The organism is Actinoplanes sp. TBRC 11911 (genome assembly GCF_012933445.1).
Taxonomy (GTDB): Bacteria; Actinomycetota; Actinomycetes; order Mycobacteriales; family Micromonosporaceae; genus Actinoplanes.
In genome coordinates, this window is sequence record NZ_JABBNC010000031.1 from 81,840 (window position 1) to 99,153 (window position 17,314).

Genomic DNA, 17,314 nt, shown 5'->3' on the forward strand with positions numbered 1-17,314 from the left:
TCGCCCCTGCCGGCAAACTTCGCCGGAAACGGCACGGCGGCTTCGCCCGGCGCAAGCTTCCCGCACGCCGGCGCGGCGGGCGGGGCGGGCTCTTCGTTCCCGGGATCCTACGCGGCAGGCGGTGCGGGTTCTTCGTTCTCGGGATCCGACGCGTCGGCTGGGGTGGGGTCTTCGTTCCCGCGACCCGACGGGGCGGGGTCGGCATCCTGGCAAACTGACGCGGCGGCTTGGGGTGGGTTACCGGGCGGTGGCGGTGCCGCGGGTGGGTTAGCCGGTTACGGCGACGCGGGCGCTGCGGGTCTCGACGGGGAGGCGGGCGACCAGGTGCCGTATGGCTACGGGGCGGAGGCCGCATACGGGCTTGCTCATCCCAGCGGGCCCGAGGGGTCGGAGTCGCGGGCGGGGTTTTTCGGGTTCCGGGCGAAGAAGGCGCGGTCCTGGCGGCGTACGGTAATTGTGGCTGTTTCGGTGGCTCTTGGGATCTTTGCGCTCGGGGTGCCGTTGGGAGTCTTGTGGCACGTGCTCGCCCCGGGGACGCCGGCCATCGCGATCGGGGGGAAGATCCTGATCAATGACCCGTCGCCGGAGGAGTTCATCGCGGCCGATGGGTGGTTCACGCTGCTGGGGCTCGGGTTCGGGCTGGTCGTTGCGGTTGTCGCCTGGCTGGTGCTGCGCCGGGACCGGGGGCCGTTCCTGCTGCTGGGCATCGTGGTCGGGCTGCTGGGGGCCGGTTACTACTCGGCGCCCACGGTCGGCGAGATGATCGGTCGTAGTGCGTACAAGGCGTGGGAGGCGACGGCGCAGCAGGGGGCGACCAACGTCGCGCCGCCCGAGCTGCACTCGATCGGGCCGTCGCTGGTGCCGGCGTTCATCGCGGCTGTCGCGCTGACGCTACTGGCCGGCTGGTCCAATGATCCGGATCTCGATGAGCCGGGGGCGAAACCGGGCTACGGCCCGAACGAGGCCGCGGCAAACCCGAACGAATCGGTCGAGGCTCCGCAGGGCTGACGCGCGACCCGATGCGTGCCGCCGCTATGGCCGTCGCGATCGTCGTGGTGCCATCGCATGGCATCGCATTGCATGGCATGGCATCGCATCGCATGGCATGGCATGGCATCGCATGGCGTGGCGTGGCGATGCGTTCGTGCGCGGGCGTTCCCACTGCGTGGACATCGTCGCCACATCGTGGGCTTTTTGTGAACCTTGGAGAGTTGCGCCCATATACGAGCCATAACTCTCCAAGGTTCACATCCAGCGGAGAAAGTCTGCGGCATAAATGCCGCATTTTGTGACAAAAGTTCCTCTACAGTGGACGGCGATCCCTCATCATGGACACCGGTTCCAGAATGTGGTCGCCGATCTCAGCAGGCGGTCGGCGAGCCCAGATAATGGACATGCGGCGCGCTGCCCGCGGGGCCTAACGGTCACCCGATTCGACCGGTTTCCGGAAATGTCGGAAATGTTCCGCCGAGCGGCGAGGCGGAATACGGCGTTTCCGGCGACCCAGCCACTGATCGTTTAACTCATGCGGCCTGCGGGCGGCTACGCGACCTGCGTGGGCGGCCATGCGGCCTGCGTGGGCGGCATGCGGCCTGCGCGGGTGGCCTGCGCGGGCGGTCACGCGGCCTGCGCGGGTGGCCTGCGCGGGCGGTCACGCGGCCTGCGTGGGCGGCCATGCGGCCTGCGCGGGCGGCCATGCGGCCTGCGCGGGTGGCCTGCGCCGGCGGTCACGCGGCCTGCGCGGGCGGCCACTGACCCGGAGCCGGAGGCACTCGTCTAGTTTGGGCTGGCGGGGCGGGCCAGGTCGGAGAGCGGGACCGGGACCGCCCGGACCTTTGCCAGCAAGCCTGCCTCGCGGTTGAGCAGCTTCAGCTCGGCGCGTAAACGGCTCGCCGTGTCGGGGGCGGCCAGCAGCAGCTGGCGCTCGTCGGTGGTGAGCTGGGCCGTCGCGGCGATCAGGTGGGACAGGACCGTCGGGTCGGCGGGGACCGCGTCCAGGATCTCGGAGTCGGGGCGGAGCAGGTCCAGGTACGTGCGGAACGCCGCCAGCGCGCGCGGTGCCAGCAGCTCGGCCAAGTCGTCGCTCGACTCGTCGGGCAGCCAGTCGACCGACGCCATCAAGTAGGGCTCGTCGCCCTGGCTGATCTCGCGGATGGCGAAGCGCCGGCGGCCCACCGTCATGATGTCGTAGCGGCCGTCCGGGAGCTCGGTGACCTGGCGCAGCTCGGCCGTGCACCCGACCGGGTAGAGATCCTCGCGGCCGACCGGGGCCAGCGCCGTGACCAGGTCGTCCTCGGCCTCGTCGGCGGGTGGGGCCTCGGCGCCGCGGCGCAGCGTGACCACGCCGAACTCGTGCGGGTCGTCGGCCGGACTGGCGATCAGCTCGCGCACGAGGGTGCGGTACCGCGCCTCGAAGATGTGCAGGGGCAGCACCAGGCCGGGAAACAGCACAGTACCCAGGGGGAACACCGGCAGCCGCTCACTCACCGTTTCAGCGTAACGGGGGGCGCACCATGGTCAAAGATCAGCCGCGTCCCAAGTGATGGCCTGGTAAAAGGCGCCCCGGGGATCTACGCCTAAACTTGTGCCGTGCTGAATCGGACCGACCTGCGTGGCTCCCGCCGGGACCCGCGCGGCCTGCTGCCCCGTGCCCGGCTCGACGTCTCCGCGGCGGTCGAGCAGATCCGTCCCGTTGTCGAGGCGGTCCATCAGCATGGTTTCTCCGCGATCCGGGAGGCGACGCAGAGGTTCGACGGGGTGGCCATCGAGCGGCTGCGGGTTCCGGCGGCGGCGATCGCCCGGGCCGCCGGCACGCTGGAGCCGGAGGTGCGGGCAGCCCTGGAGGAGTCGATCAAGCGGGCCCGCAAGGTGCACCGTGATCAGCGTCGCAGCGACGTGACGACCCAGGTCGTCGACGGGGGCACGGTCACCGAGCGGTGGGTTCCGGTGCGCCGGGTCGGCCTGTATGTGCCGGGCGGGCTGGCGGTCTATCCGTCCACGGTGGTCATGAATGTCGTTCCGGCTCAGGAGGCCGGGGTCGAGAGCCTGGTGGTGGCCAGCCCCCCGCAGCGTGAAAATGGCGGACTGCCGGACAGCCGGGTGCTGGCCGCGTGCGCGCTGCTCGGCGTCGACGAGGTGTATGCCGTCGGCGGCGCGCAGGCGATCGCGATGCTGGGCTACGGCTCGGACGGCGCCGACGAGACGGACCGCTGTGAGCCGGTGGATGTGATCACCGGGCCGGGCAACATCTGGGTGACCGCGGCCAAGCGGATGCTGCAGGGCACGGTCGGCATCGACGCCGAGGCCGGGCCCACCGAGATCGCCATCCTCGCCGACGACAGCGCCGACCCCCGGCACGTCGCGGCCGACCTGATCAGCCAGGCCGAGCACGACCCGCTGGCCGCGAGCGTGCTGGTCACCGACTCGGAGACGCTGCTCACCCGGGTCGAGGCCGAGCTGATCCGCCAGGTGGCCGCGACCAAGCACGAGTCGCGGGTGCGTACGTCGCTGACCGGTGAGCAGTCCGGCGTGGTGCTCGTCGACGATCTGGAGCACGGGCTGGCGGTCGTCGACGCGTACGCGGCCGAGCATCTGGAAATCCAGACGCGGGACGCGCGGCAGTGGGCCATGCGGGTCCGCAACGCCGGCGCGGTCTTCGTCGGTGCCTGGTCGCCGGTGTCGCTGGGGGACTACGCGGCGGGCTCCAACCACGTGCTGCCCACCGCGGGTTGTGCCCGGTTCTCCTCGGGGCTGTCGGTGCAGTCGTTCCTGCGTGGCATCCACGTCGTCGAATACGACGAGGCGGCGCTCCGGGACGTGTCCGGGCATGTCGTGGCCCTGGCCAACGCCGAGGATCTCCCCGCGCACGGGGACGCCGTGAAGGGGAGGTTCCAGTGATCGACGATCTTCCGATTCGTGAGGACCTCAAGGGCAAGACGCCGTACGGGGCCCCGCAGATCGATGTCCCGGTGCGGTTGAACACCAACGAGAACTCGTACGCGCTGCCGGATGAGGTGGTCGAGGCGATCGGCAAGGCGGTGCAGGCCGAGCTGCGCGACCTCAACCGCTACCCGGATCGCAACGCGGTGGCGCTGCGGACCGACCTGGCCGACTATCTGGGCCACGGCCTGACGGTCGCGAACGTGTGGGCGGCCAACGGGTCGAACGAGGTGCAGCAGCAGCTGTTGCAGACGTTCGGCGGCCCCGGGCGTACGGCGTTGGGGTTCGGCCCGTCGTATTCGATGCACCCGCTGCTGGCGCAGGGCACCGGCACCCGCTGGGTCGGCGCGCTGCGCGACCCAGATTTCGGCATAAATCCGGATAAAGCCGCGGAGGAGATCCGCCGGCACGACCCGGACGTGGTCTTCCTCTGCTCGCCGAACAACCCGACCGGCACGGCGCTCGACCCCGAGGTGATCACCGCGGTGCTCGGCGCGGCGAAGGGCATCGTGCTGGTCGACGAGGCGTATTTCGAGTTCGCCCGGCCCGGCACCCCCAGCGCGCTGACGCTGCTCGGCCGGCATCGCCGCCTGGTGGTGACCCGCACGATGAGCAAGGCGTTCGGGTTCGCCGGCGGCCGGCTGGGCTACTTCGCCGCCGATCCCGACGTGGTCGACGCGGTCCAGCTCGTCCGGCTGCCGTACCACCTGAGCAGCCTGACGCAGGCGGCCGCGCGGGCGGCGCTCGCGCAGCGCACCGCCTTACTCGCGACCGTCGACGCGATCAAACAGCAGCGCGACCGGATCGTGTCCACGCTTCGCGAGCGCGGCCTGAGGGTGGCCGACAGCGACGCGAACTTCGTGCTCTTCGAGGTCGGCGGCGACCAGAAAGGCGACCAGAAAGACCAGAAAGAGGTGTGGCAGCGGATGCTCGACCGAGGCGTACTGATCCGCGACGTCGGCCTGCAAGGCTGGCTACGGGTCACCGCGGGCACCCCGGCGGAGACCGACGCGTTCCTGGAGGCGATGGCATGAGGACCGCACGCGTGGAGCGGGTCACGAAGGAGACCAAGGTGCTCGTCGAGATCGACCTCGACGGCACCGGCAAGGGCGACCTGGCTACCGGCGTCGGCTTCTACGACCACATGCTCAACCAGCTCGCCAAGCACGGCGGGTTCGACCTGACCGTCCGCACCGAGGGCGACCTGGAGATCGACGCCCATCACACCATGGAGGACACGGCCATCGCGCTCGGCGAGGCGTTCTCGCGCGCGCTGGGCGACAAGGCCGGCATCCGGCGGTACGGGTCGGCGACGATCCCGATGGACGAGGTGCTCTGCCGTGCCGCCGTGGACCTGTCCGGCCGCCCGTACGTGGTGCACGACGAGCCGGAGCTCGCGCCGTACATCGGGCCGGTCTACCCGACCAGCATGACCCGGCACATCTTCGAGTCGTTCGGCTTCGCCGCGAAGCTGACCCTGCACGTGAGCGTGCTGCGGGCGGCCCGTGACGGCTCCCGGCCGGACGCGCATCATGTGGTGGAGGCGCAGTTCAAGGCGTTCTCCCGGGCGCTGCGCGAGGCCGTCGAGATCGACCCGCGCAACGTCGGCCAGCTTCCCTCGACGAAGGGCGTCCTATGATCGCGGTCATTTTGTTCATCGTGGCCGGCGTCCTGACCGGCGGTGTGATTCAGATGGTCAAGTCCGGTGCCACGAAGTTCAGCATCGGCCTGGTCGGGGTGCTCGCCGGGCTGGCCGTGGCCGGGGGCGTCGCGTGGATGCTGCCGGGATGAACGTCGTCATTCTCGACTACGGCTCGGGCAATCTGCGCAGCGCCGAACGGGCCGTGGCGCGCACCGGTGCCGATGTCACGGTGACCAGCGACCTGGACGCCGCCCGCGAGGCCGATGGCCTGGTGGTGCCGGGGGTCGGGGCGTACGCGGCGTGCATGGCGGGAATCGACGCGCTCGGGGCCGGGCCGGTGATCGCCGAGCGCGTCGCGGACGGCAAGCCGGTGCTGGGCATCTGCGTCGGCATGCAGATCCTCTTCGACCACGGTGTCGAGCACGGCGTCGAGACGAAGGGGCTCGGGCTGCTGCCCGGCCGGGTCACCCGGCTCACCGCGGATCGGATCCCGCACATGGGGTGGAACACGGTCGAGGTGGCGGACGAGTCCGCGTTGCTGCGCGACGTGCCATCCGACACCCGGTTCTACTTTGTCCATTCGTACGCGGCAACTGATCTTGACGTCTTGCACCAAGCCGGCGCCAAGGTGACCACCGCGAGCCACGACGAGCCCTTTGCCGCCGCGGTCGAGCTCGGCTCGCTCAGTGCCGCCCAGTTCCATCCGGAGAAGTCCGCCGACGCGGGCTATGCGCTGCTGCGCAACTGGGTGGCCGGGCTGTAGATGTCGAAGGAACGGGCGCGACGTCGCGCCGAGCGCTTGGCCGTGCTCGAAAAGAAGCTCGCGAACGAGAAACGGCGCGCCCGTCGGCGGGCCGCCATGCGAAAACTCAAACCACGCGTCGGCCGGTCCGGACGGCTCTATCGGCGCAGCCGGCGTCAGCGGGTGGGCATCGTCGTGGTGCCGCTCGCCGCGGCCGCGCTGATCTGGCTGCTGGTGCCGGACATGGCGCTGCGGGTGGTACTGACCGCGGTGATCATCGTGGCTCTGCCCGCGCTGGTGGTCGTGGTACTAGGCAGAAAGGCATAGAGATGACCCTGACTCTGCTCCCCGCGGTGGATGTGGCCGACGGCCAAGCCGTACGCCTCGTGCAGGGCGCCGCCGGTTCCGAGACCGCGTACGGTGACCCGCTGCAGGCGGCGCTGGCCTGGCAGAATGACGGGGCCGAATGGGTGCATCTGGTGGATCTGGACGCGGCGTTCGGGCGGGGGTCGAACGCGTCGCTGCTCAAGGATGTGGTGCGGCGCCTGGACGTCAAGGTCGAGTTGTCCGGCGGCATCCGGGACGACGAGTCGCTGACCCGCGCGCTGGAAACCGGGGCGACCCGGGTCAACATCGGCACCGCCGCGCTGGAGAATCCGGAGTGGTGTGATCGCGTTGTCGCGTCGTATGGCGAGCGGGTGGCGATCGGCCTCGACGTGCGCGGGCGGACGCTGTCGGCGCGCGGCTGGACCAAGGACGGCGGGGACCTGTACGAGGTGTTGGCGCGCTTGGACAAAGCGGGCGCGTCACGATATGTCGTGACAGATATTACTAAGGACGGCACGATGCGCGGGCCGAACCTCGACCTGCTCCGTGAGGTGTGCGCCGCCACCGACAAGCCGGTCATCGCGAGCGGTGGAGTGTCCACCCTGGACGATCTGCGTGCGCTGGCGGCCCTGGAGTCGCTCGGTGTCGAAGGGGTGATCGCCGGGAAAGCGCTTTACGCCGGGGCTTTCACGGTGCGGGAGGCGCTCGACGCCCTCTGAAAGGATTCGCTCAGCGCCTTCTCGGCGGCCCTGATGGCCGGGCGGGCCGCTGACGCATCCCGCCAGGCGAGCACGACCTGACGCTTGGGCTCCGGGGTCACCCGCACGACGCGTACGCCCGAAGGAAGCTCGGCGGGCCGCGCCAAGCGCGGGATCATCGCCACCCCGAGCCCCGCCGCGATCAGCGTCAGTTGCGTCTCGAACTCGCCGACGTGGAAGTCGGGTTGCACACCCGGCAACACCCGCAGCAGCCACTCGTGGCAGATGTCGCCGGCCTTCGCCGAGATCCACCGCTCCTTGCTCGCCTTGGCCAGCGTGGTGGTGCCGCTCAGCCGGTGACCGCTCGGCACGATCAGGTCGGCCACGTCCCAGCCCAGCTTCACGTGGGCGATGCCGGCCGGATAGTGCAGCGCGGCCTCCGGCCAGTCGTCCAGCACGGCCATGTCGACGTGGCCGCGATGCAGCATGTCGAGGCCCTCGTGCGGATTCACCTCGACCAAGCCGGTCGCCAGTTGCGGATGCTCGCTTTCCAGGCGGTGCAACGCGTACGGCAGGAGCGCCCGGCACGCCGTCGCGAACGCCGCCACCGTGAGCCGTCCCATCACCGTATCGCGATGCGCGGCCAGCGCCGCCTCCGCCTCGTCCACCGTGGACAGCACCCGCTCGGCGTGCGCCGCCAGCACCCGGCCGGCCTCGGTCAGCCGCAGCCGCCGCCCGTCCTTCTCGATGAGCGTGGCGCCGGTCTCCCGTTCGAGCTTGGCGAGCTGCTGCGACACGGCCGACGGCGTGCAGTGCAATGCTTCCCCGGCGGCCAGCACCGTTCCGTAGCTGGCCACGGCATGCAAAGCCCGGAGACGGCCCAGATCAATCATGCAGCGACTCTACATCGTCGGTGTAGGAAATTTCGCTGGTGCTTAACTGTTGGTGGCCGCGAGGCTGGGGCACATGAAACCGCGCGACATCGCTCTGGCCGTCGTGGTGATGGCGATCTGGGGATTCAACTTCGTCGTCATCGAGACCGGCCTGGACCATTTTCCGCCCCTGCTGTTCAACGCGTTGCGCTTCACGCTGGCGGCGTTCCCCGCGTTATTGTTCGCCGGCCGACCCCAGGTGCCGTGGCGCTGGATCATCGCGGTCGGGCTGGTCCTGGGCGTCACGAAGTTCTCGCTGCTGTTCGCCGGGATGGCGGCGGGCATGCCGGCCGGTCTGAGCTCGCTGGTTCTGCAGGCCCAGGCGGTGTTCACCACGGTGTTCGCGGTGCTGCTGCTGCGCGAACGGCCGCGCGCCCTCCAGGTGACCGGCCTGGCCGTGGCGTTCGCCGGCATCATCGTGGTGGCCACCCGAAGCGGCACCAACTTGGGCGCGTTCCTGCTGATCGTCGGCGCGGCGGCGGCGTGGGGCCTCTCGAACATCGCCACCCGCAAGGCGTCCCCGCCGGACACGCTGCGCTTCATGATCTGGGTGAGCGCCGTCGCGTCCGGCCCGTTGATCCTGCTCTCGCTGACGTTCGACGGTCCCGCCGCGGACGTCGCCGCGCTGCGCGCGATCGATCCAGAGGCTGTCCTGGCTTTGCTTTACGTCGCGCTGATCTCGACACTCGCGGGATTCGCCGGCTGGGGTTTCCTCTTGCGCCGGTACGCCTCCGCAACGGTCGCCCCGTTCTCCATGCTGGTCCCGTTCTTCGGCATGGCGTCAGCGGCCGTGTTCCTCGGGGAGCGAATCCACGCGTTGGACGTGGTGGGTGGCGTCTTGGTGGTGGGCGGCATCTTGCTGGGCTTGAAGCGCACCGCCGTCAGCCCCCGCCCCGACGTGCCCCGGGAGCTGGCGACCGCGTCCGGCCCGACCTGATCCGGGGGGCTGGCGACCGCGTCCGGCCCGACCTGACCCGGGGGCTGGCGGCGGCCCGCGGCCCGACCTGACTGGGGAGTCGGCGGCGGCCCGTGGCTCGACCTGACTCCGGAGCCGGCGGCGGCCCGCAGCCCGACCTGACCCGGGCGCCGGTGGCCGCCCGCTGACCTCCTTCCTCCAGAAGCCCGCTGCCGGCCACGCGGGCTGGCCATGCTGCGGATCGTGCCCATCCTCGCGTTGCGCTTTATCCGCATATATCCCGTTTTAGGGTGGAGAAGACTTGGCGGCGGGGCCGGCGGTTGTTGCCCGCACGCGCCGACGTCTCACTATTCGGTCAGGGTCTCCCGGATGGCGGACGATCATCCAAAGTGGACGACGCCTTCGTCCGTATTTGTGCCAGCTTGTGACCCCGAATCGATGACTGATTTCGAGACCTTGGAGAGTTACGCCCACATACGAGCCATAACTCTCCAAGGTCTCCGAAATTCGGTCGTGGGCGCGTTGACCCAGCGAACAATACGGACGAAGGCGGTGAAACCTGGCGACGCAGGCGAGTGCACGCCCAATGACGTGGGTGAGGGGCGGCAGGTCGGGTGGCCGGGTGGTTGCCGGCCTGGCTGTGGTGCGTGCCCCGTGGCGTGGGGTGAGGGGCGGCACGTTGGGTGACCGGGTGGTTGCCGGCCTGGCTGTGGTGCGTGCCCCGTAGCGTGGGGTGAGGGGCGGCACGTTGGGTGACCGGGTGGTTGCCAGCCTGGCTGCGGTGCGTGCCCCGTGGCGTCGGGTGACGGGCGGCAGGTTGTATGACCAGGTGGCTGCGGGCTTACCCGGGGTGAGGGGCGGCAGGTCGGGTGACCGGGTGGCTGCGAGGCGTGCTCAGCGGGGCAGGGTGAGGATGAGTGATCAGGTGGGCCGTGCCCAGTGACGCGGGCGCAGAGTGCGGGGCGGCCGCCGCCGTGAACAAGTCGTGGGAGACGCTGGGGTGGCGCGGCCGAGGCGACCCCCGGCACGCCACCGCTCCACCAGCGGGTCACTACGCTTAACGGCATGACGGTGGCGGTGCGTGTGATTCCTTGCCTGGACGTGGACGCCGGGCGCGTGGTCAAGGGGGTCAACTTCGTTGACCTGCGCGACGCCGGTGACCCCGTGGAACTGGCCGCCGCCTATGACGCCGCCGGTGCCGATGAGCTGACCTTCCTGGACGTGACCGCCTCCTCCGACGACCGCCGTACGACGCTGGACGTGGTGCGCCGCACGGCCGAGTCGGTCTTCATCCCGCTGACCGTCGGGGGCGGGGTGCGCTCGCCCGACGACGTCGACGTGCTGCTGCGCGCCGGGGCCGACAAGGTGGGCGTCAACACGGCGGCGATCAAGCGGCCCGAGCTGATCGGGGAGATCGCCGAGCGGTTCGGGAACCAGGTGCTGGTGCTCTCGCTGGACGTGCGCCGGGCCGGCAACGGCTGGGAGGTCACCACGCACGGCGGCCGCCGCGGGGCCGGGCTGGACGCGATCGAGTGGGCCCGGGAGGTCGCGCAGCGAGGGGCCGGGGAGATCCTGCTCAACTCGATGGACGCGGACGGCACCAAGGCCGGGTTCGACCTGCCGCTCATCGAGGCCGTGCGGGCCGTCGTCGACATCCCGGTGATCGCCAGCGGCGGTGCGGGCGCGGTCGGGCATTTTCCGCCGGCCGTGGCCGCCGGGGCCGACGCCGTGCTCGCGGCCAGCGTCTTCCACTTCGGAGAGCTGACCGTCGGCGAGGTCAAGGACAGCCTGCGCGAGGCCGGCCACCCCGTCCGATAAAGCGACGCTAGCGACCGTCGGCCAGGCGGTGCTGGTAGTCGCGCAGCGCCGCGTTGTACGTCTGCTGGTCGAGCGTCCAGTCGTGCGAACCCGGCCGGGCCGCGCGGTTCAACTGCGCCTGCAGCGTCATCACCGCTGAGGACAGGCCGCTGAACGGGCGGGTGCGCCACAGCTGCTCACCGGCCGGCGCGATCTGGACCAGGTCGTCCTCGATGTTCAGCAGGCCAGCGCCGGCCAGGCGGCGCACCGACTCCTCGAGCTCGTCGCGGTTCGGCACGGTGTGGTGCAGGAAGTCGGCGGCGGCCAGGACCTCGGCCAGGCTCGCCCCGGTGATCGGCAGGGCGGCGTCGATCGCCCTGTCCCGCTCGATCCGTTCGGCGATCACCGCGGACACGAAGATCCAAGCGTCGTTCCACTGCCAGTCCCCGGCCCCCATGGCGCAATGATGCCGTGCCCCCGGCGACCCCGGAAGCAAATGTGTCCGGGTGATCACCAAGCTGTGTCCTAAAAACGTCACGAGCGGTGCAAAAAGTATCACTCCACAAGGGACAAACGGCGCGGTTCGACAGTGCAAAGCGGGAGGAACAGCTGCACCAGCGGACCGATCGCCAGCGCGTACGCCACGGTGCCGACCCCGGCCGTACCGCCGAGCAGGAAACCCACAGCGAGGACCGTCACCTCGATCGTGGTGCGCACCAGCCGGATCGACAGCCGCGGGAAGCGCCCGGCGATCCCGGTCATCAGGCCGTCCCGCGGTCCCGGCCCGAAGCGGCTGCCGATGTACAGCCCGGTGGCCAGCCCGTTCATCAGGATCCCGGTGACCAGATACCCGATCTTGGCGGGGAGGGCGTGCCCGGCCGGCAGCACCGACAGCGCGAAGTCCACCACGAAGCCGATCACCACGAGGTTCGCCAGCGTGCCCCACCCGGGCCGCTGCCGCAGCGGGATCCAGAGCAGCAGGATCGGGATGCCGAGCAGGATCACCACGGTGCCGAAGCTGATCCCGGTGACCTTCGACAAACCCTGGTGGAAGACGTCCCAGGGGCTCAGACCCAGCCCCGACCGGATCATGATCGCCATGCTGACGCCATAGAGCACCAGCCCGGCTAAGAGTTGCATCACACGTCGGGTGAGGTTGCCAGTTCTCTGCACGACTGCCACTCTGAAGGCCAATTGCACGTGGCAATAGTGCCAATTTCACGGAGGTGGATGTGACCACGACGATACGAGGGGGCCAATTGGCCCGTTTACTCGGTCAGTGGCACTCCCTGCCCGGTCGTCACCGAAGCCCGGATTACGCCGCGCTGGCCGGTGCGGTGCGCGGGCTTCTCTCCGACGGGCGGCTGCCTCTCGGCGTCCGGATGCCGGCCGAGCGGGAGCTGGCCGAGTCGCTGGGGATCAGCCGGACCACGGTCTCCGCGGCGTACCGGGCCCTGCGCGAGAGTGACCATCTGACCAGCCGGCGCGGCGCGGGGAGCTGGACCACCCTGCCGTCCGGCCATCGGGTGGCCACCTCCGGCTTGTGGGCGGCCGGCGACGACCTCGACATGATCGACCTGGGCGTGGCGGCCTCGGGGGCGCCGCTCGAGCTGGTGCCCGCCGCCCGCGCCGCCGCCGACGACCTGCCGCGCTATCTGGGCACCGCGGGCTACCACCCGACCGGCCTGGTCGAGCTGCGCGAGGCGGTCGCCGAGCTCTACACCGGCCGTGGCGTCACCACCTCACCCGAGCAGATTCTGATCACGGCGGGCACCCAGCAAGCACTCGATTTGGTGGTACGCCTGTGCGTGCCCCCCGGTTCGCCGGTGCTCGTGGAGGCGCCGACATATCCGAACGCGCTCGCCGCCCTCTCGTCGCGCCGCGCCCGGATCAACACGCACGGCATCGACCCGGCGTTCGGCTGGGACGGCGAGATGCTGCTCGGCGCACTGCGGCAGACCAAACCCCGCCTGACGTACGTGATCCCGGAGTTCCACAACCCCACCGGCCACTTGATGGCGGCCGACCTGCGCGAGCGGCTCGTCGCCACGGCACACAGCGCGGGCACCGAACTGGTCGTCGACGAGTCGTTCGTCGACCTCGCGCTCGACGTCGACGAGATGCCGCCTCCGGTCGCCGTGTTCGACCGTCATTCCCGGGTGGTGTCGATCGGCGGGATGAGCAAGGCGTACTGGGGTGGCCTGCGGATCGGCTGGGTGCGAGCGTCGGCCCCGCTGGTGCAGCGCCTGGCCGCGATCCGGGTCGGCGTCGACCTGGCCAGTCCGGTGCTGGAACAGCTCGTCGCCGTACGGCTCCTACGCCAGTCGTCGCAGATCGTCGCGGCCCGCCGCGCCCAGCTCCGCGACCGCCGCGCCGCCCTGATCGCGGCGCTCGGGGAGCACCTGCCGGAGTGGACGTTCGCGATGCCGCCCGGCGGCCTGACCCTGTGGGCCGAGCTCGACGGCCCGATCTCCAGCGCGCTGGCCCGCGCGGCCGAGGACGTCGGCGTGCGGCTGGCGCCCGGCCCGCGCTTCGGCCTGGACGGCACGATGGAACGCTTCCTGCGATTGCCGTTCACGCTCGCCCCGGACGACTTGGCCGAGGCCGTCCGCCGCATCGCCTCGGTCCGCCACGACCTCGACCGCGGCGCACGCCCCGAGTGGCGCACCCCGTCAGTGATCGCGTAACCGGAGCCGGCCCGCGCGTCGCCGCTTCCCACACCTGGAGTGCGGGCGCGTTGGTGTGAGGAGTTCGGACGTTGGGCGCGTCGCTGCTTGGCACACCTGGAGTGCGGGTGCGTGAGTGTGGGGAGTCGGGACGCCCAGGGCGGCGTGGTTCCCCGCGCCCTGGGCGCGGGGGCGTGGGTGTGGGTGTGGGGAGTTGGGACGCTCGGGGCGGCGTGGTTCCCCACACCCTGGGCACGGGTGCGTGGGTGTGGGGAGGCGGGACGCTCGGAGCGGTGTGGTTCCCCACACCCTGGGCACGGGTGCGTGGGTGTGGGGAGGCGGGACGCCCGGGGCGTCGCTGTTCCCCACACGTGCAGTGCGGGCCCGGGGTGTGGGGAACAGCGACGCTCAGGGCGGCGCCGTTCCCCACACCCCCGCGGTCAGATCTGGGCCAGCGAACCCTCGTACATGCGGTTGATCTCGTCGGCGAAGTTGGTCTCGACGCTGCGGCGCTTGATCTTCATGGACGGGGTGATCTCGCCCGCCTCGATGCTGAGGTCGCGCGGGAGGATCGCGAACTTCTTGATGGTCTCCCAGCGGTTCAGCTTCTCGTTGAGCGCCTTCACATACCCCTCGACCATCGCCTGCGTCTCCGGGGCCGCGCACACCTCCGCGTACGACTTGCCGGCCAGCCCGTTGCCCGCGGCCCATGCGGCGATCGCGTCCTCGTCCAGCGACACCAGCATCGTCACGAAGTTGCGCGACTGGCCGATCACCACGACCTGCGACGTGTACGGGCAGACCGCCTTGAACATGCCCTCGATCGCCGAGGGCGCGATGTATTTCCCGCCGGACGTCTTGACCAGGTCCTTCTTGCGGTCGGTGACGCTCAGCAGGCCGTTCGCGTCGAGCTGGCCGATGTCGCCGGTGCGCAGGAAGCCGTCCTCGGTGAACGCCTCGGCGGTGTCCTTCGGCAGGTTGTGGTAGCCCTCCATGATGGGCGTTCCGCGGAGCAGGATCTCGCCGTCCGTGTCGATCTTGCATTCGAGGTCGCCGATGGCCAGGCCGACCGTGCCGATCTTGAGGCTCTCCGGGCGGTTCACGAAGTTCGCCGCGCTGCTCTCGGTCAGGCCGTAGCCCTCCAGGATGGGCAGGTTGGCCGCCGCGAAGAACTCGGAGATCTCGCGGCTGAGCGGCGCCGAACCGCTGACCAGAATGCTGATCCGGCCGCCGAGCCGGGCCTGGAGCTTGGCGAACACCAGCCGCTCGGCCACCGCGTACTTGAGTTTGAGGCCCGCGGGCATCGAACGGCCCGCCTGCTCCAGCGCCACCTTCTGCTTGCCGGTGGCGACCGCCCACTGGAAGATCTTGGCCTTGGCCCCGCCGCCGGCCAGCGCGGTGGTGACGGCTCGGTTGTAGACCTTCTCGAAGATGCGCGGGGCGGCACACATCAGCGTCGGCCGCACCACCGACAGCATGTCGACCAGCTTGTCGACGCGGCCGTCCACGTACGTCGGGGTGCCCACGTGGATGATGCCGCAGATCAGCGACTTGCCGAACGAGTGCGACAGCGGCAGCCACAGGTAGTGCAGGTCGGTCGCGCTGAACAGGCCCAGACCCTCCTGGGCGACGCCCTGCCAGACCCAACTGCGATGCAGCAGCCGTACGCCCTTGGGCCGTCCCGTGGTGCCCGAGGTGTAGATGAGGGTCGCCAGATGCTCGGGACCGATGCCCGCCACGACATCCTCGACGAGCGTGGGTCTCTCGCGCAGCGTGCGTGCCCCGCGCTCCGCCAGCTCGGCGAGCGTGACCTGCGGCGGGGTGGCGCCGGCGTCGGCCGGGCCGTCGATCAGCACCACGTGCGTCACGCTGGTGTCCATGCCGGAGATCTTCAGGGCCTGCTTCGCGTTCTCCGCGACCAGCACCTTCGACCCGGAGTTCGCGATGATGTAGCCCGCGTCCTCCGGCTCGGTCGTCGGGTAGACCGTGGTCGTCGCACCGCCGGCCAGCATGATGGCGATGTCGACGAGCAGCCACTCATACCGCGTGCCGGACAGGATGGAAACCCGGTCCTCCAGGCCGATGCCCAGGTCGCGCAGGCCGGCCGCGATCGCCTTCGCCTGGTCGCCCACCTGTCCCCAGGTGTGCCAGACCATCCCCGTGTCGTCGGCGTTGGGCACCGCGAACGCTTGACCGTTCGGCGTGGCCGCCACGCGCTTCAGGAACATGTCGGGGATCGACCGGTATGGAGCCTCGAGAGCCATCGGCGCCGCCTTCATTGCTGGTCCGGGGGAATGACAACGGTGTTACCGGAGAGTATTGAATACGCCGCCCAAGGGCCAGCGACTCGGTGCAAATATTCCGTGCTAAATGATCGGGGACAAACCTGTGATTGGAGTGTATCTGCCGCTCAGGCCCGAGCTGCCCCTTCGAGTGGGCGCATCGTGCGAATGCCGGGCGCGAATGTCGCGGTCAACCCGGAGATTGTTACGACCGCTGCGAAGAATAAGACGGCGACCTCGCTTGACAACGTCGTGACCAGCACCCCGGCGAGCAGCGGCGCGACGGTCGCGACCGACATGGCGGCGAGGAAGATCACGCTCAGAACCCGGCCCTGCAGCCGGTCCGGGGTGATCGCGGCCTGGTAGCCGAAGAGGGCCGCGTTGCAGGAGGGGCCGAGGAAGACGGCCAGGGCCACCGGGACGGCCGCGGCCAGCGTCGCGGTGAACAGCGCGCTCAGCGCGATCACCCCGGTGGCGGCCCAGCAGATGTAGCGGATCAGCTTCGCGAACGGCCACACCCGCTGCAGCAGGGGTGCCGCGAACGCCCCGGCCAGGCCGCCGACCCCGATGATCGTCTCGGTCAGACCGATCACGCCGGGCTCCACCCGGTGGTGCTGCAGGGTCAGGATGATCGTGAAGGTGGTGCCGGTCAGGGCCAGGTTCAGCGGCGCGGCGATCACCACGACGGCCCGCAGGAACGGGTTGGTGAAGACGAAACGCAGCCCCTCGGCCAGCGCGGCGGCGTGCCCGGCGGGCGGTTCGCGCCGGGCGGCCTGCAGCGGCTTGCGGATCATTGTGATGCCGATCAGCGAGACCAGATAGGACAGGGCGTTGCCGAGGAAGGGCAGCGCGTGCGTGACCCCGAACAGCAGACCGCCCAGCGGCGGGCCGGCCAGCGTGGTGCCGTAGCTGCGCGCCTCGTTGCGGGCCACGGCGTCGGGCAGTTGCCGGGCCGGGACGATGCTGCGCAGCGCGGCGTGCTCGGTGGTGTTGAACAGCGAGCCGCACGCGGCGTCCACCACGGCCACGATCGTGATCAGGGCGAGCCCGGCGTGCCCGGTGGCGACCGCGGCGGTCAGCACCGCGAACGCGAACAGCCGGATGACGTCGCAGATCAGCATCGTGCGGCGGCGGTTGACCAGGTCGGCGAGCACGCCCGAGGGCAGGCGGGCGAGCACCTTCGCCACCTGGGCGGCGGTGCCGACCGCGCCGGCCAGCACCGCCGAGTCGGTCACCTCCAGCACGAGCAGCGGAACCGCCAGCTGGGCGATGGTTCCGCCCAGGTCGGACAGCGACTGGCTGCTCCACAGCAGATTGAACTCGCGGTTCTGCCAGAGGCTGGTCACCGGTGGTTCCCTCCGGGGCGGGGCCGC

The 17,314-nt window shown here is 70.3% G+C and carries 17 protein-coding genes; 11 read left to right on the top strand and 6 right to left on the bottom strand.

Features of this window, described 5'->3' with window-relative positions:
* Positions 1 to 519: 519 nt before the first annotated feature.
* Complete coding sequence (locus tag HH310_RS32180; protein WP_169179474.1) at positions 520 to 1,008, top strand: hypothetical protein; 489 nt, start codon at positions 520 to 522, stop codon at positions 1,006 to 1,008.
* A gap of 768 nt (positions 1,009 to 1,776) precedes the next feature.
* Here HH310_RS32180 and HH310_RS32185 read toward each other — a convergent pair.
* The gene (locus HH310_RS32185) at positions 1,777 to 2,487 is read right to left on the bottom strand and encodes an LON peptidase substrate-binding domain-containing protein (RefSeq protein ID WP_169179475.1); all 711 of its coding nucleotides are present in this window, start codon (positions 2,485 to 2,487) and stop codon (positions 1,777 to 1,779) included.
* Positions 2,488 to 2,589: 102 nt separating this feature from the next.
* Between HH310_RS32185 and hisD the strand changes: the two genes are divergently transcribed.
* Genes hisD through priA form a run of 7 tightly spaced genes read left to right on the top strand, consistent with a single transcriptional unit; the run spans position 2,590 to position 7,369 of the window.
* Positions 2,590 to 3,897, top strand: a complete 1,308-nt coding sequence (gene hisD, locus HH310_RS44340; protein WP_169179476.1) for a histidinol dehydrogenase — start codon at positions 2,590 to 2,592, stop codon at positions 3,895 to 3,897.
* A complete protein-coding gene (locus HH310_RS32195) occupies positions 3,894 to 4,973 on the top strand; it encodes a histidinol-phosphate transaminase (protein WP_169179477.1) in 1,080 nt (359 codons plus the stop codon). Before hisD ends, HH310_RS32195 begins: the two co-directional genes overlap by 4 nt.
* On the top strand, positions 4,970 to 5,578 hold the full coding sequence (hisB, locus tag HH310_RS32200) for an imidazoleglycerol-phosphate dehydratase HisB (RefSeq protein ID WP_169179478.1): 609 nt from the start codon (positions 4,970 to 4,972) through the stop codon (positions 5,576 to 5,578). Before HH310_RS32195 ends, hisB begins: the two co-directional genes overlap by 4 nt.
* The gene (locus HH310_RS32205) at positions 5,575 to 5,730 is read left to right on the top strand and encodes a hypothetical protein (RefSeq protein WP_169179479.1); all 156 of its coding nucleotides are present in this window, start codon (positions 5,575 to 5,577) and stop codon (positions 5,728 to 5,730) included. Before hisB ends, HH310_RS32205 begins: the two co-directional genes overlap by 4 nt.
* A complete protein-coding gene (gene hisH, locus HH310_RS32210) occupies positions 5,727 to 6,344 on the top strand; it encodes an imidazole glycerol phosphate synthase subunit HisH (protein WP_169179480.1) in 618 nt (205 codons plus the stop codon). Before HH310_RS32205 ends, hisH begins: the two co-directional genes overlap by 4 nt.
* Positions 6,345 to 6,650, top strand: a complete 306-nt coding sequence (locus HH310_RS32215) for a hypothetical protein (protein WP_169179481.1) — start codon at positions 6,345 to 6,347, stop codon at positions 6,648 to 6,650.
* Between the two features lie 2 nt (positions 6,651 to 6,652).
* Complete coding sequence (priA, locus tag HH310_RS32220) at positions 6,653 to 7,369, top strand: bifunctional 1-(5-phosphoribosyl)-5-((5-phosphoribosylamino)methylideneamino)imidazole-4-carboxamide isomerase/phosphoribosylanthranilate isomerase PriA (RefSeq protein WP_169179482.1); 717 nt, start codon at positions 6,653 to 6,655, stop codon at positions 7,367 to 7,369.
* Here the strand turns inward: priA and HH310_RS32225 are convergent.
* The gene (locus tag HH310_RS32225; RefSeq protein WP_169179483.1) at positions 7,324 to 8,241 is read right to left on the bottom strand and encodes a LysR family transcriptional regulator; all 918 of its coding nucleotides are present in this window, start codon (positions 8,239 to 8,241) and stop codon (positions 7,324 to 7,326) included. The genes priA and HH310_RS32225 overlap by 46 nt on opposite strands.
* Positions 8,242 to 8,314: 73 nt before the next feature.
* Between HH310_RS32225 and HH310_RS32230 the strand changes: the two genes are divergently transcribed.
* Both HH310_RS32230 and hisF read left to right on the top strand, forming a co-directional pair.
* Complete coding sequence (locus tag HH310_RS32230) at positions 8,315 to 9,217, top strand: EamA family transporter (RefSeq protein ID WP_169179484.1); 903 nt, start codon at positions 8,315 to 8,317, stop codon at positions 9,215 to 9,217.
* 1,044 nt (positions 9,218 to 10,261) lie between these two features.
* Positions 10,262 to 11,014: an imidazole glycerol phosphate synthase subunit HisF gene (gene hisF / locus HH310_RS32235; RefSeq protein WP_169179485.1), complete on the top strand. Its 753-nt coding sequence runs from the start codon at positions 10,262 to 10,264 to the stop codon at positions 11,012 to 11,014.
* Positions 11,015 to 11,021: 7 nt separating this feature from the next.
* Here hisF and HH310_RS32240 read toward each other — a convergent pair whose 3' ends face one another.
* Both HH310_RS32240 and HH310_RS32245 read right to left on the bottom strand, forming a co-directional pair.
* Positions 11,022 to 11,450: a hypothetical protein gene (locus HH310_RS32240; RefSeq protein ID WP_169179486.1), complete on the bottom strand. Its 429-nt coding sequence runs from the start codon at positions 11,448 to 11,450 to the stop codon at positions 11,022 to 11,024.
* 98 nt (positions 11,451 to 11,548) lie between these two features.
* Positions 11,549 to 12,166, bottom strand: a complete 618-nt coding sequence (locus HH310_RS32245) for a YitT family protein (RefSeq protein WP_169179487.1) — start codon at positions 12,164 to 12,166, stop codon at positions 11,549 to 11,551.
* A gap of 59 nt (positions 12,167 to 12,225) precedes the next feature.
* Between HH310_RS32245 and HH310_RS32250 the strand changes: the two genes are divergently transcribed.
* The gene (locus tag HH310_RS32250; RefSeq protein ID WP_169179488.1) at positions 12,226 to 13,680 is read left to right on the top strand and encodes a PLP-dependent aminotransferase family protein; all 1,455 of its coding nucleotides are present in this window, start codon (positions 12,226 to 12,228) and stop codon (positions 13,678 to 13,680) included.
* A gap of 419 nt (positions 13,681 to 14,099) precedes the next feature.
* Here HH310_RS32250 and HH310_RS32255 read toward each other — a convergent pair whose 3' ends face one another.
* The gene (locus HH310_RS32255; protein WP_169179489.1) at positions 14,100 to 15,923 is read right to left on the bottom strand and encodes a long-chain fatty acid--CoA ligase; all 1,824 of its coding nucleotides are present in this window, start codon (positions 15,921 to 15,923) and stop codon (positions 14,100 to 14,102) included.
* 146 nt (positions 15,924 to 16,069) lie between these two features.
* Positions 16,070 to 17,287, bottom strand: a complete 1,218-nt coding sequence (locus tag HH310_RS32260) for an MFS transporter (protein ID WP_169179490.1) — start codon at positions 17,285 to 17,287, stop codon at positions 16,070 to 16,072.
* Positions 17,288 to 17,314: the final 27 nt, after the last annotated feature.